This window comes from Butyrivibrio sp. VCD2006, assembly GCF_000423925.1.
Taxonomy (GTDB): domain Bacteria; phylum Bacillota; class Clostridia; order Lachnospirales; family Lachnospiraceae; genus Butyrivibrio.
Genome location: NZ_AUIX01000035.1, coordinates 40,680 through 62,167, shown reverse-complemented (window position 1 = coordinate 62,167; position 21,488 = coordinate 40,680). Strand labels below are relative to the sequence as shown.

Sequence of the window (21,488 nt, the reverse complement as noted above, 5' to 3'; positions counted from 1 at the left end):
TACTCAAAGTCAAATAACGTAAAGACATTCTCTTAAATTTCTAATATGATACCAACATGTTCGCAGGATTACAATAATTAATCACAATTGTTGTACAAATTATTGCAATTTCTGTATTAGTATTTCATAACAGTGGGAGGAAAAAATGAAAACAAATGTAATGGGTAAATTAGGGAAAATCAGTTACGCCGTATATTTCGCAGGTCAAATATGCTTCTATTGCCTTGTTGGCATGTTTGTAAGCACCTTCATGACAGATATTGGCATATCACTCGCGGCTGTAAGCATGATTCTGGTAATTGCCAGGATATGGGATGCGATCAACGATCCTATCTTTGGTGTGATTGTTGATAAAACAAAATGGAAAAGCGGCAGAAAATATCTTCCTTGGATCAAAATATCCACAGGTCTTATCACTGCTTTTTCAATTGCTGTATTCTTCTGTCCTGCATCACTTCCGTCAGGCATGAAAACAGTCTGGGTGGGAATTGCATACATATGTTGGGGCATGAGCTATACCATGTGTGACATTCCGATATATGCACTGCCTACAGCGATGACCGATGATACAAAAGAAAGATCCGTGATCATCTCCTATGGTCGTATCGCTTGCACAATAGCTGGTGGATTCATCACGCTGCTCTTTCCTATTATGAGATCAACTTTGGGATGGACAGCAACTGGACTTATTTTCTCAGTTGTTGGAGGTCTTTTGATGATCCCTGCAGCATTTAACATCAAGGAAACAGGCACCAAAGCATCTTCAGAGAGCATGAAATTTTCAGAAATGATCGCCTGCGTAGTAAAGAATAAATATCTACTTATCTACTACGGCGCATTTATTGCATCCGGATGCTTGAATTTTGCAAATGTAACAGGTCTTTACTTTGCAAGATATTGCCTTGGAAATGAAGCAAAAGCATCATTAGTATCACTGTGTACTATGATTCCTTCATTCATCGTAATGTTTATTGTTCCCTTGGTAATAAGGAAACTTGATAAATTTAGTATTTATCATGCCTGCCTCATAATGTCTGCTCTACTTGGCATAATCCGTTTTGCAGCAGGCTATGAAAACACCGCTATTTTCTACACTCTTCTTGTGGGACAGGGAATCTTTACAGCAGTCACAGGTATTTTGATGTATATGTTCACACCTGATATCGTTGAGTATGGCAACTTTGCTAATGGCTCAGGCGGAGCCGGAATAATGTTCTCAATCCAGACTTTCTCGGCTAAGCTGACATCTGCTATAAGTGGTGCTTTAGGTATCTCAATGCTCGGCATGTTCGGATTCCAGACTGGTGAAAATGCTGTTCAGAGCGCATCAGCAGTAAACGGCATCTGGATCTGTACATCTCTCATTCCGGCAATTGGGATCGGATTATCAGCTGTCATTCTTCTTTTCTACAAATTGAGAGATAAAAATGTACAGATTATGGCAGAGGCAAACAGTGGAAGAATCTCCAGAGCTGCTGCAATTGAAAGTCTTAGAAAAAATGGTTGGAAAGAATCTGTTGCGCCTATGTTGGATAATTCAGCTGTTTATGGCAAAGATATCGCTTAAGCAGATATAACAAATAATCAGGAGTAATGTAAAAATGAGAACTATAAAAACTAAATATGGAATGATCAAAGGTGTGGATTGTGGAAGCTATATGGTTTACCGTGGAATCCCATATGCCAAAGCCCCTGTCGGAGATCTTAGATGGAAAGCGCCGCAGGAACCAGATGTATATACCGGTGTATTTCATGCAGACAGATTTTCTGATATCGCACCGCAAAGAATCCAAAGTCCTGATGGTCCTCAGATGGGATTCAATTACGGAAAAGAATTTTATGCGGATAAAGAGTTTTTAAGAAATATGTCTGAAGACTGCCTTTATCTCAATATATGGACCCCTGCTGATGTTATGCCTGATGCAAAACTTCCTGTTGCATTTTATATCCATGGAGGCGCTTTCATGGGCGGATACAGTTCCGAGGAGGAATTTGACGGAGAAAGTTATGCCAGGAAGGGTGTAATTCTGGTTACTATAGCATATCGTCTTGGGGCGCTTGGCTTTCTGGCTCACCCATGGCTGTCAGAAGAAAACCACGATAGCATTTCCGGTAACTACGGTATTCTGGATCAGATCGCTGCACTTAAATGGGTATATGAGAACATACCCTCTTTCGGAGGAAATCCTGAAAATATCACAGTTTTCGGTCAGTCTGCAGGATGTATGAGCACACAGGTTCTAATATCCAGTGCCCTTACCGGCGAAATGATAAACAAAGCTATTCTTCAGAGCGGAGTTACATGCGAATCGGACTTTTTACTTACGCCGTCTCTTGATGAAGAAATGGCTTATGGTGAAAAATTTGTACAGCTGACAGGTGCATCTTCTCTAAAGGAATTAAGAGATATCCCTTTTGAAAAGCTTTTGGAATATCAGGATATGTTTATTTCAGAATGCTTCCAGTCCGGGATTGGACTTGCACTTGTTCCCTGCATCGACGGTCATATCCTTAAGAAAAGTGTAAGAGATATCTATCAAAATGGGCAGATGAGAAAAATCCCATATATGACTGGCTTTGTTGCAAATGATATCGGACAGACTCAGGAAGACAAAGAAAACAAGAAGGCAGGCCTACTTGAAGATGAATGTAAAAGATGGTGCCTAAAAACACAGGAAATGACAGGAATACCCTCTTATCTTTACTCTTTTGTCCATGATCTTCCAGGTGACGACAGTGGAGCATTTCATTCAGCAGAATTGTGGTACATGTTTGGGACCCTGGGAAGATGCTGGAGACCTATGAACAATGAAGATGTAAAACTGTCCGAGAAGATGGTTACCTACTGGACCAATTTTATGAAGAATGGTCGTCCATCTGACGAAGCCGCGTGGCGTCCTTATATAAGAGAAGATGAATACATAGAAGTATTCTGTTAATGAACACAACATAAGTCCTATGACTTTTGCAATAGTAATGTCGAAAGTCATAGGACTTTTTGTAAACATTAAAAATCAATCGAGTATAATACTTCTTCAGTATCAAAAGCTGTATTCGAAATACCTGTAAATGAAAATCCTTTCGATTCATAGAATGCTCTGGCGCGGGTATTATCTCTAAATACCCATAAAATGGCATCAGAGTACCCTGCATTTTTAATATCGCATAGAACATGATCCATCATCAGGCTACCATAGCCTCTATTCCAATTGTCGGGAAGGCTGTGGATACAGATGAGTTCTGCTTTTTCCGCATATTCTTTGTTGCGTGCTGCATCCCAGTATGCTATACAATGAGGCTTGTCATTTGCCGTAAGTATATATCCATTTCCAAAATCCTCAGCTAAGAGCTGCTTATACATTGCAGTTGCTTTATTGATATCGGTACATTTATCTAATATTTCAGGACTGAGTATTTTAATAAAGGCTGCCTTCCAGCTTTCTGTCTGGATATGTGCCAAGACATTTTCATCCCCTGGCTGGACTTTTCTTATTGTTGCACATAGAGCTTTCATTTTCATCTCATGCACTGCCGTATACAACTCACTTATTTCAGTTATTTTTGTCTTTTGTACAGGTTTATTCCAATCGTGATCATGTATCAGTTGTATAATCAGACTACCTTTGGGGTCCATCTCCGGGTACCATCCAATATCAATGACATATCCATTTTCATACTCTACTTGGACCAAATCCTCATTAAGGCTGTCCTCTTGCTGACTAAATGGAATATCAAAAGCGATGTTGAAGCTGTTGTAAGTCACATTTCCGGGTTTAAATATCTTATCATCAAGATTGATATTATATTGTCTCTGCTGTATTCTTGTCATACCATTTATACTCTATTCCGGCCAACTAGATCCCACGTTAAGTCCGTTATCATCAAGAAATTCATCTTCAACAGAAACAAATTTCTCGATGCCCTCTTCATTGATTAATGTAACGGACACTTTAGGCTTTTGACCGGGAAGTAATTCCTCGCAGCCATAATCTCCATCATATATCTGCTTTATCTTCCACATAGTTACTGCTCTCCTATATGAATTATATTGTATTCGATTAGCAGCCTTATTATATCAAAATACTAACTTATAAACGAAAAGAGAGCTGAATATTTTTTTGGGGTTCAGCCCTCTTTTCAATAGATGTAACAAAAGGTATTTTAATGTTATTTGGTTTATAATTATATTTAAAGACGTTAATAATGGCTGTGTCAAATATTGTTCATTTATTTTATTCTATTCCGTTAATGGATATTATGTCAAATTTCTTCCTTTTCCTTGCAATGCAGTCTGTAAGCCTCAAAGAAGTGAGCTGCTGTGCAAAGAAACCATACACCAGACATAAGAGCTTTTCCTCCAACGAGGCACATAAGTCCGCTCACCGCAAAAACTATTCCCAAAACTACTTCTGATCTTGATGTCATTTTTAACATTTCAAATCTCTCCTTTTCTCCAAGTCAATACTGTGTCAGTAGAAAGAGATTATCCTGCTTATTAGAACAGCCCTGCATATCCAACCGGATATCCGGATACTCCTCTTTTATCGTGCTATATCAATATAACCGCCTATGACGGATACTGATCTATTACATTTGCATCCCCTTTTCTTAGATGCTAAAACCTCTTATCTCAGAATCATTATCTGAAAAGGGCTTAAAACCAACGGGTTCACTTGTTTCATAATAATCATTTGCCGAGTAACTGTTTGTATTTCTATTGAAACCAGTGGTCTTGACGTTCTCATCTGCTTCATCCATCACTATAGCAAGTATGATATACGGAAGGATGCCGATACCGGTTGTAAATAAGAGGATCAAATAGATACCGACCTGCTTTGTCCAAATGATATTTATGCTTCCTCGTAGCCCTCTTTAAGTCACGTAAAACATAGCCACCGCTGATACTTACTTAACTTCGTCTGTAGAACCGTCCTTTTTTACCACTTCGAGCTTGCATCCAAGTCCGAATGCTGCTGCACAGGCTGTAATAAGGACACTAGGTGCAACTGCAAAACCAAGAACACCACCGATGAGTCCTACATTTACAGGAATGCTAATGAGTACCTCATCACCCTTCTTTACCTGTATTCTGTCAACGTTTCCGTCTTTGACGGTTTCTTTAACCTTGTTTGCGAGCTTTTCAACATCCTTTTCAAATTCGCAAACCTTCGGCTGTAGGTTCTTTATAGCCTCTTCTGCATCGCCGCTTGCCTTTAAAAGCGCCTCCTTTGCAGCTGCATAGTCAACTCCTGCCTGCTCCATTACCTTTTCAATTGCTTCAAGTGTGATTTCCATAATATTCTGCCTCCTCACTCTTCTTTACTACAAGACTAATTATCATTGCAACTATTAGCAGAGGTAATGCTATCTTAAGCAGTCCTCCAACTACTTCTTCTGTCCCTGTAATTAAGAGTGATTTTTTAATAATAAGCTATCAGGCTCCGAGTGTCTTTCTTACGTAGTCTCTTGCCCCTTCTTCGTCAAGTTCAATGGCTTCATGAACATTATCACGCTGCTTCTGAAAAATCATTTTTCATCAAATGTACGCCATTCTGTCATCCTCTACTTCAAAAGCACGTGCAGAACCCTTTCCAAGGAAATATAATATATAAGTCAGACTATAAACAAAAAGGATGCATGAAAAGTATGGAAAAGAAAAGAATACTGTGTTTTGGAGATTCACTCACATGGGGATATGATCCCGAAAAAAGAACAAGAATAGATGAAAACAGCCGCTGGACAGGTGTTTTGCAGACTCTGCTTGGAGATTCATACAAGGTAATAGAGGAAGGGCATAACGGTCGTACTATAGCAACAGATGACCCTGCTGAAGGTGAAAAGAATGGCCTTAAATACGTTATTCCCTGTATTGAAAGTCAGTCGCCTCTGGACGCTATGATAATTATGCTCGGAAGTAACGATCTTAAGAGGAAGTTTTCCTACTGTTCCATGGACATAGCCGGGGAGATGCAGATATTCCTCGAAAAAGTCCAGGCTCATAACAGATTCCGCATGAATGATAAGATGAAGATCCTTCTTATAGCTCCCCCGCTTGTCGGAACCACAGGTAAGGGTTCATGGCTTGAGGACTGCTTTGACTTCATAAATGCAGCGAAGGTCTCAGCAGAACTTGCCACATGGTACAAGCAGCTTGCAGACATGTACGGGTGTGAGTTTCTCGATGCATCCAAAATTGTATCACCAAGTCCTGCAGACGGTGTCCACATTGATGCCACAGCCCATGGAAAACTTGGAAGAGCCATTTACGATAAGCTTCATGAATCCAATATCATTGATTAACTTAAGTTTATTTAGAAGGGAATAATCCTTAAAAGCACCATCTGGCAGTGACCAAGTGATCAATGTCAGGCGGTGCTTTTAAAATGATGAATAAACAGCTTTCCATTATGGGTAAGCTCGTCTATCTCAGTATTGTCGTTTTTAAATAAAATCTGAGTTACTTAACTTTGATATTCTTAGTCTTACTCCATTTTGAATAAATCTTATCAGCACCCTTTTTCTTAAATGTACGGATTCTGAAGTAGTATTTCCTACCGGCTTTCAGTTTTTTAATTGTCTTTGAAGTGTTTTTGGCTTTGCTGATGTTTACAGACTTTACATCCTTCTGGAAGTTCTTATCCGTGCAGTACTGAATCTCATAGCCATTTATGCCCTTTGATTGTTTTTTCCAGGAAATGGTTACTCGTTTCTTTCCTACTGTCAGTTTTACGAATTTGGTGCTTTTCTGAGCTGGATCAATATTCTCAATTTTTTCTGTATTTGCAGGTACTGCAGGAGCTGATTCGTTTACAGTAGGTAAAGCACCCTCCTGCTGTGTTGGATCAGCCGTATCATCTGGCACAGACGGGTCATCAGGTGTTGCTGGGGTGTCTGGCTCTGCCGGATCATCAGGCTCTGATGGCGCAGGAGTTCTATCCTTCCATATTGGTCTGATTATTATGTTTTTAGTTATTTTGATGGTGGTTCCAGGGGTTCCTTTGTCCCAACGGTCAAATTCTTTTCCTTCTGGAGGAATATATTTAAATTCACGCAAAACATGATCAGAACCAGTAGCGACGTAAACATAGGATATGATGTGACCATCGCTGCCTTCGCCAGGACTATAGTATATTGTGCATCGGGGATTAGCAAAAATGTACCTACTGCTCTTTGACGCTACTGGTAATTCTGTTATTGTGTTCGTATTATCTGGGAGCCCGTCTTCGTCATCATCAAGTGCATAAATGTATGAATCAGCACTAATACTTGCGGACTGGCTCTTCCCTTGCCCATTTGAGTTATCTGTGTGTTGAAATTCAAATAGGGACTTAGCTTATTTTTTTGTTATCATCAGATTTTTGCTGATGGTTTCTGGCATTGCGTTCAATGTGGGAGCAAATTAAGGGGTAATATTATCGGCATAAGCTTCCACATCACCATATCCTATAGCCTGATCACTAGCATCAAGCTGTCTGAGCCCCTACAAGGCCATCGACTACCTGATCAAATATTCCGTCAAAGTCAAATTCACCCATCACCAGCCTCAAGTAACTAACGTAAACTGTTCTATCGAACAGGCATTATATCATATACAAACACTTCATGTATTTCTTCGTTATAGCCATCATAGAATCCTTTAGGAATACCAAGGACTATCCTTGCGCCCCGGTTATACAGCAAAAGAAACTTGTTGTTGACTTTATCAAAGGTAAGCCCCTCTATCTCGCCTTGCCTTGTAACTTCTACAAAGGAATGCTCAGGACTCACTAAATATGTGCTGCCCGCCGTTCCCAGGTCTATTCGGTACATATTATCAGGTTCATCTTTGTCTGCATCACCATCGTCAGCTGTTATATAAAGGCTGCCATCAAAATATGCTACTCCTTGTATCCACTTGGGAGCTGCATTCATTTGAAGCCTGCCTTTATAGCCTCCGTTATCCAGGTCATACATATACAGATAACTACTTGATGGATCATCTACCCATGATGACATATATACTATTCTGTCATCCTCGTTTACTGCTATTCCGGAGCATTCAATCTGTCCGGTGTCAGACTTAAAAGGAAAGACCCTTTTAAGCTCAAGTGTGTCTCCGTCATAAACAGCCACATGAATATTGCGACCGACACCATCCATGAAATATTCGACGCCAAGATAAAGTTCACCCTGATACACGTCGATATCGCCGATATGGTTGACCTCGATATCATAACCCTTAAAAGGATCTGTGTTCTCAGCTATTACATTCCAGTCTTCGTCGTATTTTGTAAGCGACGTAGATCCGCTAACCCAGTAATATCCGCCCTCTGTACATACTCCCTGGCGGCCATTAACTTTATGGATTGACTCAAGCGTATATTGAAAAGAAGCCATAACATCATCTCTTGTTCCACATGCTGTCAGTATCAATATAGATATGATAGCCAATGAAAACACCTTTCTAAGCATTCTGATTTCTCCATTTGATGAAATTCCTCTGTTTAATGACATGTATATGACATGGCTGCAGAGTTTCGAACTTCGCCACCTGTTTTACGGCGAAGGAAAATGCGCATTGTCTGCAGGGATATGTTTGTGTACTTTGTAGGAGATACCATTTCTTTTAAGCTCATCAAGCAGACTCTGAATTATGATATCTTCCTCAAATCTTTGATGTACAGTTAGGAAAATCCTTCCTCCGACTGCTGCAACTTCAGTAAGCAAGGCATTGGCGCTTGGTACGTGAGTCCAGAATTCGGAGATATACTCTTCAACAGCTTTATACTTCCATTTTCCAACATAGCTTACCATATATGTGAAAAGCAAACGTCCTCCTGAGAGAGACCTTGCAAATACATCATATTTTTCAGCAAGAGTTGGAGCTGAATCAAGCATTAGACGGTTTCGGTTAGCAGAAAAAGTCATAGCTCCGGCTACCCGTTCAGAATCGCTCTGAATAAACGTCTTTCCACGGTAAACTGTGCATTGCCTGTCGAATGGCATGTTTCTTATTTTGTCGCTGTAATCAAGAAAAACCGTACTAACACAGTTGTGATGTGTGATTGAAGCTCCAAGCATAGGTCGTGCATTTATTATATATGAGCCCATGATTTTCTTATCCCGGTCCGGGTAAAGCGAATCTATCACTCTGGCATTTAAAAGGGCTATCATCGTTCCTGGGCTCGCATCGTTTGCGGATGTATACTTGAGAAAATCAGCTTCTGAGATCTCAATATCCATAAGGTTAAGATCTGCTGTATGAAACCCTGCATCTTTCTCCAGGGAGAATGCGGGCGTATATGAAGGTGTGGCAACATTTGACAGATCTATCTCGGGAAGGTAATCCATATATAAATCCCTTTTTTTAATTTTACAAGGGAAGATTTTTTATAAAACTTGTTTGTACATTTAATACATATAAGTTTCTAGTATGTGCCCTTTTCTTTTATTGCCTCTTTGAGGCGGAAATTGTTGTCAAAAATATTTTCATCTAACCCACTGATATCCAGCAAACTTGCAATACACCATTCAGGGTCTTGAGTATGAAATGTATAATAAACATCATTCATTTGTTTATATGCAAATAAATCCATGACAAATCTTGTTGAGACTTCTCTGGTATATGAAATATACCTGTATATATATCCCATCCAGAACAACGCGCTTTTAGAATATTTCTTTTTACCATAATCTGTATCACCAAATTGCTCAATAATACTCGAAATACCTTCATTTACATCCAATGACAAGAGTGCAGGATTGTTGCTATCTAAAGTATTCAGCAAATTTGAATGTATAAATCTTCTAATAAAAATCCCGGTAGAACATTTTAAATCATAAGATTTTTCAAACAATTTTCCTTGATATTCTGCAAGTAGAAGCCCATTATGGTCAAATTTTCTCATTGAAAATCTCCTCTATATACAGTCCTGTTTTAAATTCTCTTTTTGCGAGCTTTAATTTTGTGTCAATCTCAAATCCACGCTCAATGAGCAATTTTTTACATTCATCTCTTTCAGGTATGCATAAGTAATATTTTTCAATTGGAATCAATTTGCTTAAAGCTTTATCCGTTTTAAAAATATATTGAAAGCCAAGTTTTGATGCTGACAATGAGTGAAGAGCAACATCAACATTTATTTCACCCTCGGTGAACTGAGCCATTACATAAAACATTTTATTATCTGCAATAGGGGCAATGATTACATCAGCATTATTTATCTTTTCTATGATATTTTGTACTTGCTTATCATTCGAGAAAGTTCCAAGTGTACCACGATGATAACAAATAGCAAGCATCCATTCCATGGAACAGTCAAATCTGCAAATTTTCAAATTATCGAGGGAGTATCTGAAAGAATATACAGAAGATTTGTCGTTTTCACAGACAAATGACAAAGCCTGATTATAGGTTTCTCCTAAATAGAATCCATTCCCAAAATCACAATTGTTTCTGGAGCCATTGACAGTGATTGTAGACAGACCATTTTTTGACCCATGAAAAAGCACATCTTGATATTTTTCTTTTATCAATTCTTCTTTTACCGAATTTATTCTGTAATTACTATTGTATACATATGAATAAAACTTCTCATAAACGCTATCAGTAGTCATACCATTCTTAGAAATTTCATCAAGTGTCACTCTGGAAATTCCGGTCTTTTTTGATAATTCAAGTTTTGTCGTTTTCTCTGACTCGATGATAAACTCGATGTCTTCTTTGATTTTGTATTCACAATCAACGTTAATCATGTCAAGCTCCTTTAGATAGAAAATCTATTATTATTATAGCTCAACAAACATATATGTTCAATCTGTACAAACAAGTTGTACCCTATCTAAATCTCAGGCCTAAGACTATGGGTATATATCTGATGCTTACTACTTTCGTTTATCCCTTCAGTTATCATAAAATCCCTCCATTCAAAACAAAAACAGTAACAAAAAACCAGACCTGGCGGTTTTATCCATTACCGCCAATGCCTGGCAATCCTTTGCTATTTTGTTTATCGGAAAAAATCCATTAGAGCTTTACTCCAGATTCTTTGAATTAAGATGAATCTCTTCTCAAAATCCGTCACAGGGCAGAGTATATTTTGTCCATCTGTCATATCCTAATTCTTGCATTTCACCTTTAAAATTTCGCCACTTACCTAAGATGTAAGGACAGGTCCATGGGAATATTGTATGATTGCATCATCAAAGAAAGGAGCACACTTCATGAAGGTTAACGTAGATATATCTCCACAATACAAGGATCCATATGCTGTGATATACGCAGAAAGGGTAACCCCGGACATTCAGCGTATGATCGATATGCTCGGCTCATATGACAGCCCGATTACTGCTTTGCAAAGCAACGGAGACATAGTGATCCTGCAGCCTGCAGAAATCTATATGGTCAGGGTGGAAAACACAGAAACCATAATCTATACGGAAAGGAAGCAGTACAGGTCACGAAAAAGACTCTACGAGATCGGCGAACAGCTTGGTAACCAGTTCATGCAGATATCAAAATCCACCCTCATAAATCTCTCATGCATGGACAGCATAGAGCCCGGCTTTAGCGGAACGCTCCTATTAAAGCTAAAAAATGGCTGTAAAGATTATGTTTCAAGAAAGTATCTGTCAGAATTTAAAAAATATCTAGGACTATAAAGGAGAAAAATAATGAAAGAAGTTGTAAAAAGAGCAGTTCTTGGAATAGGTATCGCAATGTTATTCTTTTGTATCTCAGGAATTATTTTCGACATAAACGGCGGCGGAACATTTACGCTTACCAACTACCAGTTCACCAAAATGGTGCTTGGATGCATAATCGTAGGCATAGGATTTGGTGTCCCGACAATAGTTTATGATGCTGAAAACATCCCCATGCCCTTAAGGGTACTGATCCATATGGGCATTGGCTGCATAATCTATACCATAGTGGCATTCAATGTTGGCTGGGTAAACGCATCAACACCCGCCCAGGGCATAATTGTGATCGGAGCACAGCTCCTTGTTGCTTTTATCACCTGGTTCCTCTTCATGAGACATTACAGCGCTGAGGCAAAAAAGATGAATGACAGAATTCAGGCATTAAAATAATTTCTTAGAACAAACATTAAAAACACCTGTTATTATTCAAAAAACGTTTGGGAGGTTTCTGACTTCTCAAACGTTTTTTATGTTCCTTATGGCAGCTGTTTCAGACGGTAAACAAAGTGATTTTGAGAACACAGTTCTCAAAGCCATTTTCTATTTCAACAGGCTTTTTTTGTAATGAAGGAGCTTGATTTTCGCAAGCTTTTTAAGATTCATACACGCAAATGTAAATGCCGCTTTCATCTCCATCCGCGCTTTACCATACATCTGTGTATACCTGAATCCATAGTTTTCCTTGATTATTGAAAAAACACCATGATGCTTATTAGCACTCACTCACTAAGAAGTTTATCCATGATATCAGACAATACCTGCTTCTCCTCGTCACTAAGCTTAGAGAAGATGGCAGCAAAGAATTCCTTCCTCTCATCTTCTACTTCAAAGGCGCGTGCTGAGCCTTTTTCTGTAAGGAATAAAAGTGTAGCCCTCTTATCTGTAGGATCAATCTTTCTCTCCACATATCCGTCATCCTCAAGCTTGTTTATAAGCTCAGAAACTGAAGACTGTCCTATACCTGCCTTCTCCATAAGAGCCTTCTGTCTTATTCCTTCAGGACACTCACTAATAAGTACAAGAAGATGCTCCCTTGAAAGCGGAGGCTTCCTCATGGGGTGAGGACCTGGATGTCCCGGAGGTTGGCCAAACGGTGGCATTTCATCGTGAGGACCGGGCCCTTCAAAACCTGGCTTCGGCGGCCTTTCAAAATGAGGTTCTCCCATAGGCGGTATATTAGGAGGAAGCTTATCAAATCCTTCAGGAGGAAAATCATGCTTTCCAGGTCCCATGGGACGGTTTTTTCTGGTAAACTTCAGGATCTTTCTCATGAGTTCCATATCATCTATCTTATTCATATTTATTTGTCACCTCCCTTATGTCAGTTTGTATTACATCGGTACCGTTATAAAAATAATATATCGGCACCGATGTATTGTCAATATATAACGGTACCGATGTATTATAAAAAAAGAATAAACTCCTCTCCTGAAAGAATTAAAATATTGTTCGTCTGAGTTGCACATGCTAAAATATTCTTAAATGTTGATGCAATCAACAATTTTGTATTCCAAAATGTTGATTTGAATGCATTTTAAATATTCCAAAATGTTGATGAGGTGTCGCAATGCTAAAAAGAAAAGTCACAGAGCAGCTGAAAAACTGGATTTCCACCAAAGATAAGAAATGCCTTATCGTCAAAGGCGCTCGCCAGACTGGAAAAACATATATAATTGAGCAATTCGCCAGTGATAACTACGAAGAAACTGTTGAAATCAATTTTAAAGAGACTCCCTCGGCAGCTGAGGTTTTCTCAGGTGATCTGACCGTAGATAACATGGTCATGGCATTAAGATTCAGATTTCCGGAAAAGAAAATTGTTCCTGATAAAACGCTTATCTTTTTAGACGAGATCCAGGAATGTCCGGAAGCCATAACTTCACTTAAGTTCTGGGCTACAGATAACAGATATGACGTAATAGCTTCAGGCTCTCTTCTGGGTATAGATTACAAAAGATCATCATCCTACCCCGTAGGGTATGTTGATTACATCACAATGCATGGACTTGATTTCGAAGAATACCTCTGGGGACTTGGCATTTCTGATGACATGATAAGATCACTTCAATCCTTTTTTTCCGAGAAGAAGGCTGTTCCGGAAGGCATCCACAATCAGATGATGTCATATTACAGACAGTATATCGCGACCGGTGGTATGCCTGAAGCTGTTCAAAAATATATAGATACCAAAGATTACAGGGAAGTAGATAAGGTACAGCGGAGCCTCCTGCAGGGTTATTTGTATGATATAGCTCATTACGCAACTGCTGAAGAAAAGGTAAAGGCAGAAAAATGCTATCTTTCCCTTTCAAAGCAGCTCCTTGATAAGGAAAACCATAAATTTCAGTATAAAGAGATTGAACATGGCGGAAGGGCTCAGAAGTATTACTCAAGCATAGACTGGCTCCTAAGAGCTGATATCATCCAGCTCTGCCGGCTTGTTTCTGATATGCGCTATGATCTTGATGATTATGCAAGAGATGACTTTTTCCGGGCGTATACCACTGATCTATCTCTGCTTATTGCCATGAAAGATTTTTCACTAAAGCAACATATCGTTGAAAACACGCTTTCCGGAAGCACAAAAGGTGGATTGTTTGAGTGCGCCATTGCAGATGCTCTGATCAAAAAGGATTACCCTATTTTCTTCTACAAAAATGAAACAAATAAAAAGGAAATAGATTTTCTGATTCAAAAAGATGGAAAGGTCATTCCAATAGAAGTAAAGAGCGGTAATACGCGTGCTACATCGCTTAATTCTGTGATAAAAAATAAATCCGATATAGATTTTGGATATAAGTTCATAGATGGCAACATAGGCGTAGGAGACGCAGGAATAATCACCCTTCCGTTATACATGGCATTATTCATTTAAAAACATAAGCATAATCCCAGAGCTTAGCTTTATGATGTCCTGGGATTTACATTTCTTCTACAAAAAGCCCCAAAAGTGTACAATTAAGCTGTTGACGAGTTCTCGGTGTACCGATATTATTATATATATAACGCTGTACCGAGGTATCGCTCATGAACATAAAAAAATATATTAAGGAAAATGGAATAAAGCTCTCAGATATCTGTAAAGCAACTGGCATCCCCTACACTACAATAGGGGACATTGTGAATGGCAAAACCGATATAGACAATGCCGGAGTAAGGGTTTTCATGAAACTGGCAGAAGCCTTTTCACTATCCATGGATGAATTCTACAGGCTTGCAAAGGAAACAGCACCAACTCCGGAATTGCCTGATGGGTACAGCCTGAAGATAAAAAATGGGAAATACTATATCTCTGGTACAAATGGCACATCGTACTTATGTAAAAATAATGAGCTGAATGCTCAATATATTAAGGATATAGCTGAAACGTATATTAGTAACATAGCTAGGAAAGCGAGGATGGATGCATGGGAGACGATGCTTTAGGATATTTTATCATGCGTAAAGATTCCCCTATTACATATGCAGAATTTACCACGGAAGGGGATATGATAAGTTATTCAAGAAATATCAAGAATAAAGAGCTTGCTCCCATTCAGGACATGTATCAGGGGAACTGGCTTAAGCTTTGGTGGAATGAACGCTCAATTCCTGTTGATCAGGATAATATTGCACATTTCCTCTCTGAAAACGGCTATTCAATGCCAAGTGACTATCTGATAAAAAACCTGGGGCTAAGCCTTACAGACTATTACTGGTTAAAACCTGTCGATAGCGAACTCACCTGGAAAGACGTTAACCTTTTTGATAATGATTTTAAGAGTAATCTGCTGAACTGGGAAAGGGAACCGTCAGAGCGCGAGACAGACAGAAACACGCCTCATTACTCTCCCAATGGCTCTCTACAAGGAACTATTGAAAAAACATGGACAATCAACAACGGCGAGCGATATCTTATCAAAGGAAATCACTCATCCTTATCCACTGAGAGTATAAATGAGGTAATTGCGTCAGAAATCCATAAAAGGCAGGGTTTTGCCAACTATACTGACTATAATCTCATAGAAATAAAAGGGAAAGAATATGCTTACGGCTGCTATTCAAAACTTTTTACTTCCCAGAACAAAGAATTAGTATCAGCATGGGCTCTTTTTACCAATGAGAAAAAAAGCAACAATATTTCCAACTATGAACATCTGATGAATATGTGCAGGAAATATGGCATGGATGCGGACGCCATTGCAGAGGGACTTGATTATCAGATACTTGTTGATTTCATCATGTCCGGCTATGACCGGCACCTAAACAACATTGCTTTTATTAGAGATGCTGCAACTTTGCAATTTAAAGGACTTGCTCCGATCTTTGATAGTGGCGGATCAATGTTTGCCGGAAAAGCCATTCCCAAAAATGAAAAGGAACTTCTTGATATAGATACTCACAGTTTTACCAAGAAGGAATCAGATCTTATAAAGCTTGTAAGGAACAGAAATGCCATCGATCTGACAAAACTCCCTCCTTCATCATTTATAAGAGAAGTTTACGCTAAGGATCCCAAAATGCATGAAAAGGACATAAATAACATTGCCCATTGGTATGAAAAGAAAATAGATTTATGCCGTGACATACAGCTGGGTAAGGAAGTTTTTCACAAGTCATACTAATTGGAATATGTTCAATATTAGTTATAGATGATTACATATTGTAATCCCAGGACATATTGATATGATGCCCTGGGATTTCATTTTCTTTAGCCAAATCATAAGTCGGCCTGTCATTATACTAGAATGGTATCTCACAGGATGTTTGTGATGAAATACAGCAAGGTTATTATTCCCACGAAATAAAAGGGTAATTTCCTGAAGTTATAGATGAGCCAGACGATAACCTTCTCAGTTATCCATATTATTAGTCGTAAGAAAGAGGCTACCAGTTCAATAAATACAAGGAATTTTTGTATAAAAGGTTCTTTTGTTTCTCCAAGAGCAAACATTATTACATCATCTGCTCCGTTTTTCAAAAGAATGTCGCGACAGGCAATAAGTGAATTACCCGTTTGAATATTTCGGGCTGTGAGCCCACCTAGTTCGCAATTGAGCCCCACCTATTCACACAATAGCACCACTATAATTTCACAAAATTCAATTCACACTTCAGCACCACTATATATCGTCAAGTGGAACTATCTTTCCGGATATGGGTATCTGTCTGTTTTTTCCGGCATCTGTTTTAAGGCCTCTTACCATGTAGCGCTTGTCAAGGAACACACTGTTTGTTTTTAATATGTAATAATTCATGCAAATAGGACTCAAGGTTAGTCTCATAAGACAATCCTGAGTTTAAAATAATTGTGTAAGTATTATCAGGGTTGCTGATTAAAAAAACTTTATTTTTATAGGAAGGCATAATGAACGAATTATTAAAGATTGATTTTGACAAGCAAACAATATCAGCCAGAGAACTTCATAGAAAGTTGAATATTGCTACAAGGTTTAATGACTGGTTCCCGCGTATGTGTGATTCAACATGTCTTTTATGGATGCTTGTGAGTGAATATCCGGCGAAAAACTGACTAATAGAACCAGACGCGCTTTTGTTGTAGCTGATATCTCTACCTCTTCGCCGAGGTCGTTAGTTCCTTTTAAAACTCTGCCTGTATATCTGATGTTTTTACTTTACTCGACGGACTTTATCTCGCTTTCCAGATCCTCTTTAAGAGAATAGGTATCAAAAGACGCTTCTTTTGGAAGATTTATGTGGATACTGGTAATCTTATCTACTCTGGCTGCTCCTTTGATTATACTTGCATCAAAAACATGCCCGCCTTTCGTTCTGTCCTCGGAAAGAAAATGAAGATGCCATCCCGGCATATTTATTCCATCCATATAATCTGGAAAATATACACCCACCAGAGATCCCCGGATATTCTCAAAAAGAAACGATTGCTGCGTGTGGAGAAGAATCTCTTTCAGCCTGATATGGTGCGACCTGTAAGGCCCCTCCGATCTGGCATCGATTTTCCCAAACTCTCCGTCAATCCTGACAATATGCATACTGTTAAGCCCGAATACCTCTTCGATCTTCCTTGTCAGTTCTGTCTGAATTGAGGCAAAATTCGGCATGTCATTAAGCTGAAACTGCTGATTGCCATAGAGCCTGGCCACAGCAGCAAAGGGAATTCCCGTCGAAGGATCAACCTCTGTTACATTCCCGAACTGATCTGACCTGTAGCAGTGTCCATCCATGACGATCATCTCACCGTTCACATCCTCAAATGTTCCCAGCCCGGTATCACCATGCTGAATTATTTCGTCTACATTTATCACCGTCCGGCTGTACCCAAGAATTAGCGCCTGAAGTGTCGACACCTGATACATAGTATTTTCCATTTGGTATTTCTCCTTTTTATATGGACTTCCAGCCCCTTGATGCAGACTAAGTATGCTTTTGCGATTGCTTTATTACTGAATATACACGACAGCAGTTTTTCTAAATGCAGATATTATTCTGATGATAGAACTGTAAATAAGTCCAAAGCAGTATACATAAACTACAACAGAAGTGGACCTGACAAATATTATGCAAAAAAATGCCAGCGCAAGATTGAGAATACCATGGCTGATGGATAGTCTCCAGGAGGCGCTGTGCATTTTTTTGGCATCAAGCCCTCTTAAGATTGTTACAGCTGCGCTAAATCCATTGATGACGACAAGGTACAACACCAGATACAGTTTTGGAATGTCCGAGAGTGACAATGTGAAAAGACCAAAATCAAACACTATCAGGCCATAAAAAAGGATTCCTTTTCCGCCTACCATATGTCTCGCCATTGTAAAATAGTAGGTGAGGTATTTAAGTCCCATGGCGACAAGAGCAATACTGAGGATTAAAGCCATAGTAATCAGACCGTCATCCGGCTCAACTATCATATATATACTGGCAAGAATAGTTACGATAGCCACAAATATACTTCTAATCTTTTGCATTCTAGTCATGCTTTTCACCTCCGGAAGTAGCAACATCTACCAGCTTTTTGAAATCTTTTATACCCACAAAACCATTCTCTGCAAAATCTGCAGAAAAGCCAGCCAGCATGTTGCCTGATTTATAAATCTTATTGGTGACCATGCTCTTTTGTCTTAACGCAGCCACAAAAAATCTACCAAGAATAGTATTGTCTTTAGCTTCTTTTCTGGCTGCCAAGTACTCATCTTTATATCTGTAGACATCAAAATCATCAATTATATTGCCGGAAATTTTTTCACCTAAAGCTTTCCAGTCAGCGCAGGAGTCAATCTGCCGTTTATTTATGATTTCTTTTATTTGAGCTTCATAAGGACTAACAATTTCAAAGTCGTAAGTATCTTTGTCAAAAGAGCTGATATTCCCCCTTAAATACCTCATGGCATAAACCATCTGACAAAAGGCATGATAATAGTCAGATGGATTGTCTTTTACAATCTCCGTAAAATCCCCCCATGCAGGCAAATACTTATATTTGATAAAGCTATAATCCGGAAGATGCCCGGCTCTCCCGTGTCCCAGATTCATTATGGAATTCTCACTGGTCTGGAAAAGACTGTTAGTATATATGCTTCTGTTAAGATCATCCGGAGTTGACGTACTGTGCCGAAATGTTATTTTCTTTTCAAATTCTCCGGCATCACCGCTAAAAATCTCATAGAAATAATAGTCGGTATTATTGATGACAAGAGAAGGTGTCCCTGCAAAATTGCGGTGTGCCCAGGTATCAGCCAAAACGTGCATGGCTAGCCCTACTGACTCAAGAGACTTTCCTTTTGCAAGCTTTACAGTCTCCACCAACAGATCGCCATTTGGACCGCAGATAAGACGATATTTGTTTCTATATCCTCTAGTACACCATTTTTTTTCAGCATAAAGATCCTGAGGCAAAAAATGGAAGCTAGACCATATCCTAGTTATATCCTGAAGCCCCAGAAGGTCTGCACGAGCATTTATCAGCTCTACCTGTGACTGAGTTGTAGCTGCGGACAAAGGGGCTTTGATGCTTGTTAAGAAAGTTCTTGTACAACAATCAACAAATTGCGCAGAATACGCTATTTCACTGCTTTCTTCATGAGAATATCCTGCAATAATTGCTGCCAGGTAGGTAGCATAATAGTGAAAATCAATGTTCATGGGCTGCCTCCTGTTTACTGATCATATTGGAAAGAATTCGGGATCTGATTGCGGAAAAAAACAGTGCCAGCAATACTCCTGCAGATGACAAATCCAAAAGAAACTCTGCAATCTGATCAATAGAATTGTTAATGTCATCTGTTAAACTAGCCTCATTAAAAGTTAAATCTCTGATTGAAAGAATCCCCAAATAGCAGGAATATATATATAAGAAGCCTGCTAAAAGTGCGATTATCAAATAAAGATATCTTTTTTTCCCTTTTTTAGCCTCTGCATTTGCACATTTGCCAACGTATAGACTAACAGAAAAAACCAATACCAAAAAAGCTAAAATTATGAGGTACGTTATAAATGCTACTGCTTTAAGACTTACTTCTTCCTCTGAGACTCCTGAATTAGTATAGATATCGCTGATCATTTCTGCGATATAGTTCCTATTCGCGAAAAACGTCATTATGGCTTTTATAACTGACCATAACCCAAGGCCAATAGCGCCGGTCCCGCATAGAGAAAGACTATTTAAGCTACGTCTACGTTCTCTTTGTAAATCCATTTCAACTCTCCTGTATGTACATCTTTTAACGTTATTATATCAAACATTGCATTCAGGTATCCTATATCCCCGGCGCTTTTTTTTTAATTGTTGTCAGAGGACATATGATGCAATCTGAGTCCATAGATATGTTTCCCCAGATAGGTATACGTATTAAAAAAAAATAAATTTTCTCTATTAAATGTCAAAATATTACTTTTTTATCGGATAATTAATGTGTACGTATTATTTACAGCAATGGAGGAAAACATATGTGGTTAATAATTGCTTTATTCTCAAATATTCCCCTTCTACTGATAGGTTGGATACTCATGTCCATTGGGTACTTCCTGGTGCTCAAAAGGCAGGTTTAAAGAAATGGACAGCTGTGGTGCCATTTCTTGCAGAGCGGGAGCTTTCAACTGTTCTGTTTAAGAGAATGCGAACCTTCTACAGATCCTTTGCAATAGCGGCGATTCTTATGCTCGGAGCCATTTACTTAGGGCCTAAGGAGAGCAAGGGCTGGATGTTTACCAATATCGCAGCAATAGTTTATGAGTACTACACCGCCTTCTCTTTTGATTTATAAGCAACTAGATGAAATTAGCAGCGCCCTTAGTGGTATTGAAGGAAACTCAGATGTAATAAAAAGAGAGGATTACCTAGGTTATGCAAGGATTAAAGAGTTTGATCCAAGTAGAGAACATTTTTACACAGACTATTCAGACGCTCAAAATGTAGTGGTTCTTACTTATGTAATAGGATCCAACCTTGAGGACAAGGCGGGACTTGCTTCCCTTAATTTAAGGCAGATAAAAGAGGCAACAAAGCAGGGAGATGGAGTCACATTTGTCATGCAGGCAGGCGGCTGCGGCAGATGGAAAAACTGATACAAGGTCAACACTTTCATTAATAGATACATCCCTGGCAAAACCAGCATATGCTAAGCTTAGCGGCCTATTCGCTAAAACAGATGACGCAGTAAAGAACAGCAAAAAGGATTTTGCGGATGTAGCAGTAGCAGCTAGCGGCAGTCCGAAGGTTGAATTCAAAGCAATAGAGGATGGTGACTATATAATTGGCGGAGTTTTAACTGATGTATATCAGAGAAAGATAACTTCAAAGATAGTAAACGTGCAGTAAAAAGTTAGGATATTTAAAATATATAACAATG

The 21,488-nt window shown here is 38.9% G+C and carries 29 protein-coding genes and 1 pseudogene; 12 read left to right on the top strand and 18 right to left on the bottom strand.

Annotated elements, in window-relative coordinates:
* Positions 1–145 precede the first annotated feature (145 nt).
* Positions 146–1,567, top strand: coding sequence for an MFS transporter (locus tag G586_RS0112490; RefSeq protein WP_026528024.1), 1,422 nt, complete (start codon positions 146–148; stop codon positions 1,565–1,567).
* Positions 1,568–1,601: 34 nt separating this feature from the next.
* A complete protein-coding gene (locus G586_RS0112485) occupies positions 1,602–2,939 on the top strand; it encodes a carboxylesterase/lipase family protein (RefSeq protein WP_026528023.1) in 1,338 nt (445 codons plus the stop codon).
* 68 nt (positions 2,940–3,007) lie between these two features.
* On the opposite strand, the gene G586_RS27010 is transcribed toward G586_RS0112485, so the two are convergent.
* The 5 genes from G586_RS27010 to G586_RS0112455 all read right to left on the bottom strand — a co-directional run bounded on the left by G586_RS27010 (position 3,008) and on the right by G586_RS0112455 (position 5,295).
* Positions 3,008–3,829 carry a GNAT family N-acetyltransferase gene (locus G586_RS27010; protein ID WP_242832016.1) on the bottom strand — a complete coding sequence of 274 codons (822 nt, stop codon included), beginning with the start codon at positions 3,827–3,829 and terminating at the stop codon, positions 3,008–3,010.
* A gap of 12 nt (positions 3,830–3,841) precedes the next feature.
* Positions 3,842–4,021: a hypothetical protein gene (locus G586_RS0112470; RefSeq protein WP_026528022.1), complete on the bottom strand. Its 180-nt coding sequence runs from the start codon at positions 4,019–4,021 to the stop codon at positions 3,842–3,844.
* 239 nt (positions 4,022–4,260) lie between these two features.
* On the bottom strand, positions 4,261–4,434 hold the full coding sequence (locus G586_RS26160) for a hypothetical protein (protein ID WP_155834144.1): 174 nt from the start codon (positions 4,432–4,434) through the stop codon (positions 4,261–4,263).
* A gap of 174 nt (positions 4,435–4,608) precedes the next feature.
* On the bottom strand, positions 4,609–4,818 hold the full coding sequence (locus tag G586_RS0112460) for a PspC domain-containing protein (RefSeq protein ID WP_026528021.1): 210 nt from the start codon (positions 4,816–4,818) through the stop codon (positions 4,609–4,611).
* Between the two features lie 87 nt (positions 4,819–4,905).
* Positions 4,906–5,295: a DUF4342 domain-containing protein gene (locus G586_RS0112455; protein WP_026528020.1), complete on the bottom strand. Its 390-nt coding sequence runs from the start codon at positions 5,293–5,295 to the stop codon at positions 4,906–4,908.
* Between the two features lie 351 nt (positions 5,296–5,646).
* On the opposite strand from G586_RS0112455, the gene G586_RS0112445 reads away from it, so the two are divergent.
* Positions 5,647–6,300, top strand: a complete 654-nt coding sequence (locus G586_RS0112445) for an SGNH/GDSL hydrolase family protein (RefSeq protein ID WP_026528019.1) — start codon at positions 5,647–5,649, stop codon at positions 6,298–6,300.
* 157 nt (positions 6,301–6,457) lie between these two features.
* Here G586_RS0112445 and G586_RS0112440 read toward each other — a convergent pair whose 3' ends face one another.
* The 5 genes from G586_RS0112440 to G586_RS0112420 all read right to left on the bottom strand — a co-directional run bounded on the left by G586_RS0112440 (position 6,458) and on the right by G586_RS0112420 (position 10,734).
* Complete coding sequence (locus G586_RS0112440) at positions 6,458–7,054, bottom strand: fibronectin type III domain-containing protein (RefSeq protein ID WP_026528018.1); 597 nt, start codon at positions 7,052–7,054, stop codon at positions 6,458–6,460.
* A gap of 512 nt (positions 7,055–7,566) precedes the next feature.
* Positions 7,567–8,493: a hypothetical protein gene (locus tag G586_RS22945; RefSeq protein ID WP_051204774.1), complete on the bottom strand. Its 927-nt coding sequence runs from the start codon at positions 8,491–8,493 to the stop codon at positions 7,567–7,569.
* A 42-nt stretch (positions 8,494–8,535) separates the two neighbouring features.
* Entirely contained in the window at positions 8,536–9,330 is a 795-nt protein-coding gene (locus tag G586_RS0112430) for a hypothetical protein (RefSeq protein ID WP_026528017.1), read from the bottom strand.
* 77 nt (positions 9,331–9,407) lie between these two features.
* Positions 9,408–9,887 (bottom strand): hypothetical protein, encoded by a 480-nt coding sequence (locus tag G586_RS22940; protein ID WP_051204773.1) that lies wholly within the window; start codon positions 9,885–9,887, stop codon positions 9,408–9,410.
* Positions 9,874–10,734 (bottom strand): DUF3990 domain-containing protein, encoded by an 861-nt coding sequence (locus tag G586_RS0112420; protein ID WP_026528016.1) that lies wholly within the window; start codon positions 10,732–10,734, stop codon positions 9,874–9,876. Before G586_RS0112420 ends, G586_RS22940 begins: the two co-directional genes overlap by 14 nt.
* Positions 10,735–11,169: 435 nt before the next feature.
* Between G586_RS0112420 and G586_RS0112415 the strand changes: the two genes are divergently transcribed.
* Positions 11,170–11,640 (top strand): LytTR family DNA-binding domain-containing protein, encoded by a 471-nt coding sequence (locus G586_RS0112415; RefSeq protein ID WP_242832015.1) that lies wholly within the window; start codon positions 11,170–11,172, stop codon positions 11,638–11,640.
* Between the two features lie 12 nt (positions 11,641–11,652).
* Positions 11,653–12,072 (top strand): DUF3021 domain-containing protein, encoded by a 420-nt coding sequence (locus tag G586_RS0112410; RefSeq protein ID WP_029318880.1) that lies wholly within the window; start codon positions 11,653–11,655, stop codon positions 12,070–12,072.
* A 183-nt stretch (positions 12,073–12,255) separates the two neighbouring features.
* Here the strand turns inward: G586_RS0112410 and G586_RS26155 are convergent.
* Positions 12,256–12,381 (bottom strand): annotated as a pseudogene (locus G586_RS26155) (transposase); the annotation flags it as partial.
* Positions 12,382–12,401: 20 nt separating this feature from the next.
* Entirely contained in the window at positions 12,402–12,980 is a 579-nt protein-coding gene (locus G586_RS25030) for a MarR family winged helix-turn-helix transcriptional regulator (RefSeq protein WP_051204772.1), read from the bottom strand.
* A gap of 269 nt (positions 12,981–13,249) precedes the next feature.
* On the opposite strand from G586_RS25030, the gene G586_RS0112395 reads away from it, so the two are divergent.
* From G586_RS0112395 to G586_RS0112385, 3 genes are all read left to right on the top strand, one after another.
* Positions 13,250–14,557 (top strand): ATP-binding protein, encoded by a 1,308-nt coding sequence (locus G586_RS0112395; RefSeq protein WP_026528013.1) that lies wholly within the window; start codon positions 13,250–13,252, stop codon positions 14,555–14,557.
* 152 nt (positions 14,558–14,709) lie between these two features.
* Entirely contained in the window at positions 14,710–15,108 is a 399-nt protein-coding gene (locus G586_RS0112390; protein ID WP_026528012.1) for a helix-turn-helix domain-containing protein, read from the top strand.
* Positions 15,109–15,119: 11 nt separating this feature from the next.
* Positions 15,120–16,286 carry a HipA domain-containing protein gene (locus G586_RS0112385; RefSeq protein WP_155834142.1) on the top strand — a complete coding sequence of 389 codons (1,167 nt, stop codon included), beginning with the start codon at positions 15,120–15,122 and terminating at the stop codon, positions 16,284–16,286.
* 131 nt (positions 16,287–16,417) lie between these two features.
* On the opposite strand, the gene G586_RS26610 is transcribed toward G586_RS0112385, so the two are convergent.
* Both G586_RS26610 and G586_RS27230 read right to left on the bottom strand, forming a co-directional pair.
* Positions 16,418–16,642: a hypothetical protein gene (locus tag G586_RS26610; protein WP_196811599.1), complete on the bottom strand. Its 225-nt coding sequence runs from the start codon at positions 16,640–16,642 to the stop codon at positions 16,418–16,420.
* A 142-nt stretch (positions 16,643–16,784) separates the two neighbouring features.
* Positions 16,785–16,919, bottom strand: a complete 135-nt coding sequence (locus G586_RS27230) for a hypothetical protein (protein WP_255346256.1) — start codon at positions 16,917–16,919, stop codon at positions 16,785–16,787.
* A gap of 110 nt (positions 16,920–17,029) precedes the next feature.
* Here G586_RS27230 and G586_RS26150 point away from each other — a divergent pair, with 110 nt between their 5' ends.
* Positions 17,030–17,194, top strand: a complete 165-nt coding sequence (locus tag G586_RS26150) for an antA/AntB antirepressor family protein (RefSeq protein WP_155834141.1) — start codon at positions 17,030–17,032, stop codon at positions 17,192–17,194.
* A gap of 103 nt (positions 17,195–17,297) precedes the next feature.
* Here G586_RS26150 and G586_RS0112365 read toward each other — a convergent pair whose 3' ends face one another.
* The 4 genes from G586_RS0112365 to G586_RS0112350 form a co-directional block, all read right to left on the bottom strand.
* On the bottom strand, positions 17,298–18,011 hold the full coding sequence (locus tag G586_RS0112365; RefSeq protein WP_026528009.1) for an acetolactate decarboxylase: 714 nt from the start codon (positions 18,009–18,011) through the stop codon (positions 17,298–17,300).
* A gap of 72 nt (positions 18,012–18,083) precedes the next feature.
* Complete coding sequence (locus G586_RS0112360) at positions 18,084–18,617, bottom strand: DUF308 domain-containing protein (protein WP_026528008.1); 534 nt, start codon at positions 18,615–18,617, stop codon at positions 18,084–18,086.
* Positions 18,610–19,782, bottom strand: a complete 1,173-nt coding sequence (locus G586_RS0112355; RefSeq protein WP_026528007.1) for a DUF6765 family protein — start codon at positions 19,780–19,782, stop codon at positions 18,610–18,612. Before G586_RS0112355 ends, G586_RS0112360 begins: the two co-directional genes overlap by 8 nt.
* Positions 19,772–20,335, bottom strand: a complete 564-nt coding sequence (locus tag G586_RS0112350; RefSeq protein WP_026528006.1) for a hypothetical protein — start codon at positions 20,333–20,335, stop codon at positions 19,772–19,774. Before G586_RS0112350 ends, G586_RS0112355 begins: the two co-directional genes overlap by 11 nt.
* Positions 20,336–20,588: 253 nt before the next feature.
* Between G586_RS0112350 and G586_RS0112345 the strand changes: the two genes are divergently transcribed.
* Genes G586_RS0112345 through G586_RS0112335 form a run of 3 tightly spaced genes read left to right on the top strand, consistent with a single transcriptional unit; the run spans position 20,589 to position 21,457 of the window.
* A complete protein-coding gene (locus tag G586_RS0112345) occupies positions 20,589–20,903 on the top strand; it encodes a hypothetical protein (RefSeq protein ID WP_026528005.1) in 315 nt (104 codons plus the stop codon).
* Positions 20,869–21,204, top strand: a complete 336-nt coding sequence (locus tag G586_RS0112340; RefSeq protein WP_155834137.1) for a hypothetical protein — start codon at positions 20,869–20,871, stop codon at positions 21,202–21,204. Before G586_RS0112345 ends, G586_RS0112340 begins: the two co-directional genes overlap by 35 nt.
* Positions 21,164–21,457 carry a hypothetical protein gene (locus G586_RS0112335; RefSeq protein ID WP_026528003.1) on the top strand — a complete coding sequence of 98 codons (294 nt, stop codon included), beginning with the start codon at positions 21,164–21,166 and terminating at the stop codon, positions 21,455–21,457. Before G586_RS0112340 ends, G586_RS0112335 begins: the two co-directional genes overlap by 41 nt.
* Positions 21,458–21,488: the final 31 nt, after the last annotated feature.

Coding starts and splice junctions, on each gene's coding strand:
- G586_RS0112490 (WP_026528024.1), top strand. CDS start 146: ATGAAAACAAATGTAATGGGTAAATTAGGGAAAATCAGTTACGCCGTA.
- G586_RS0112485 (WP_026528023.1), top strand. CDS start 1,602: ATGAGAACTATAAAAACTAAATATGGAATGATCAAAGGTGTGGATTGT.
- G586_RS27010 (WP_242832016.1), bottom strand. CDS start 3,829: ATGACAAGAATACAGCAGAGACAATATAATATCAATCTTGATGATAAG.
- G586_RS0112470 (WP_026528022.1), bottom strand. CDS start 4,021: ATGTGGAAGATAAAGCAGATATATGATGGAGATTATGGCTGCGAGGAA.
- G586_RS26160 (WP_155834144.1), bottom strand. CDS start 4,434: ATGTTAAAAATGACATCAAGATCAGAAGTAGTTTTGGGAATAGTTTTT.
- G586_RS0112455 (WP_026528020.1), bottom strand. CDS start 5,295: ATGGAAATCACACTTGAAGCAATTGAAAAGGTAATGGAGCAGGCAGGA.
- G586_RS0112445 (WP_026528019.1), top strand. CDS start 5,647: ATGGAAAAGAAAAGAATACTGTGTTTTGGAGATTCACTCACATGGGGA.
- G586_RS22945 (WP_051204774.1), bottom strand. CDS start 8,493: ATGTCATTAAACAGAGGAATTTCATCAAATGGAGAAATCAGAATGCTT.
- G586_RS0112430 (WP_026528017.1), bottom strand. CDS start 9,330: ATGGATTACCTTCCCGAGATAGATCTGTCAAATGTTGCCACACCTTCA.
- G586_RS22940 (WP_051204773.1), bottom strand. CDS start 9,887: ATGAGAAAATTTGACCATAATGGGCTTCTACTTGCAGAATATCAAGGA.
- G586_RS0112420 (WP_026528016.1), bottom strand. CDS start 10,734: ATGATTAACGTTGATTGTGAATACAAAATCAAAGAAGACATCGAGTTT.
- G586_RS0112415 (WP_242832015.1), top strand. CDS start 11,170: ATGATTGCATCATCAAAGAAAGGAGCACACTTCATGAAGGTTAACGTA.
- G586_RS0112410 (WP_029318880.1), top strand. CDS start 11,653: ATGAAAGAAGTTGTAAAAAGAGCAGTTCTTGGAATAGGTATCGCAATG.
- G586_RS25030 (WP_051204772.1), bottom strand. CDS start 12,980: ATGAATAAGATAGATGATATGGAACTCATGAGAAAGATCCTGAAGTTT.
- G586_RS0112395 (WP_026528013.1), top strand. CDS start 13,250: ATGCTAAAAAGAAAAGTCACAGAGCAGCTGAAAAACTGGATTTCCACC.
- G586_RS0112390 (WP_026528012.1), top strand. CDS start 14,710: ATGAACATAAAAAAATATATTAAGGAAAATGGAATAAAGCTCTCAGAT.
- G586_RS0112385 (WP_155834142.1), top strand. CDS start 15,120: ATGCGTAAAGATTCCCCTATTACATATGCAGAATTTACCACGGAAGGG.
- G586_RS27230 (WP_255346256.1), bottom strand. CDS start 16,919: ATGAATTATTACATATTAAAAACAAACAGTGTGTTCCTTGACAAGCGC.
- G586_RS26150 (WP_155834141.1), top strand. CDS start 17,030: ATGAACGAATTATTAAAGATTGATTTTGACAAGCAAACAATATCAGCC.
- G586_RS0112365 (WP_026528009.1), bottom strand. CDS start 18,011: ATGGAAAATACTATGTATCAGGTGTCGACACTTCAGGCGCTAATTCTT.
- G586_RS0112360 (WP_026528008.1), bottom strand. CDS start 18,617: ATGACTAGAATGCAAAAGATTAGAAGTATATTTGTGGCTATCGTAACT.
- G586_RS0112355 (WP_026528007.1), bottom strand. CDS start 19,782: ATGAACATTGATTTTCACTATTATGCTACCTACCTGGCAGCAATTATT.
- G586_RS0112350 (WP_026528006.1), bottom strand. CDS start 20,335: ATGGATTTACAAAGAGAACGTAGACGTAGCTTAAATAGTCTTTCTCTA.
- G586_RS0112340 (WP_155834137.1), top strand. CDS start 20,869: ATGAGTACTACACCGCCTTCTCTTTTGATTTATAAGCAACTAGATGAA.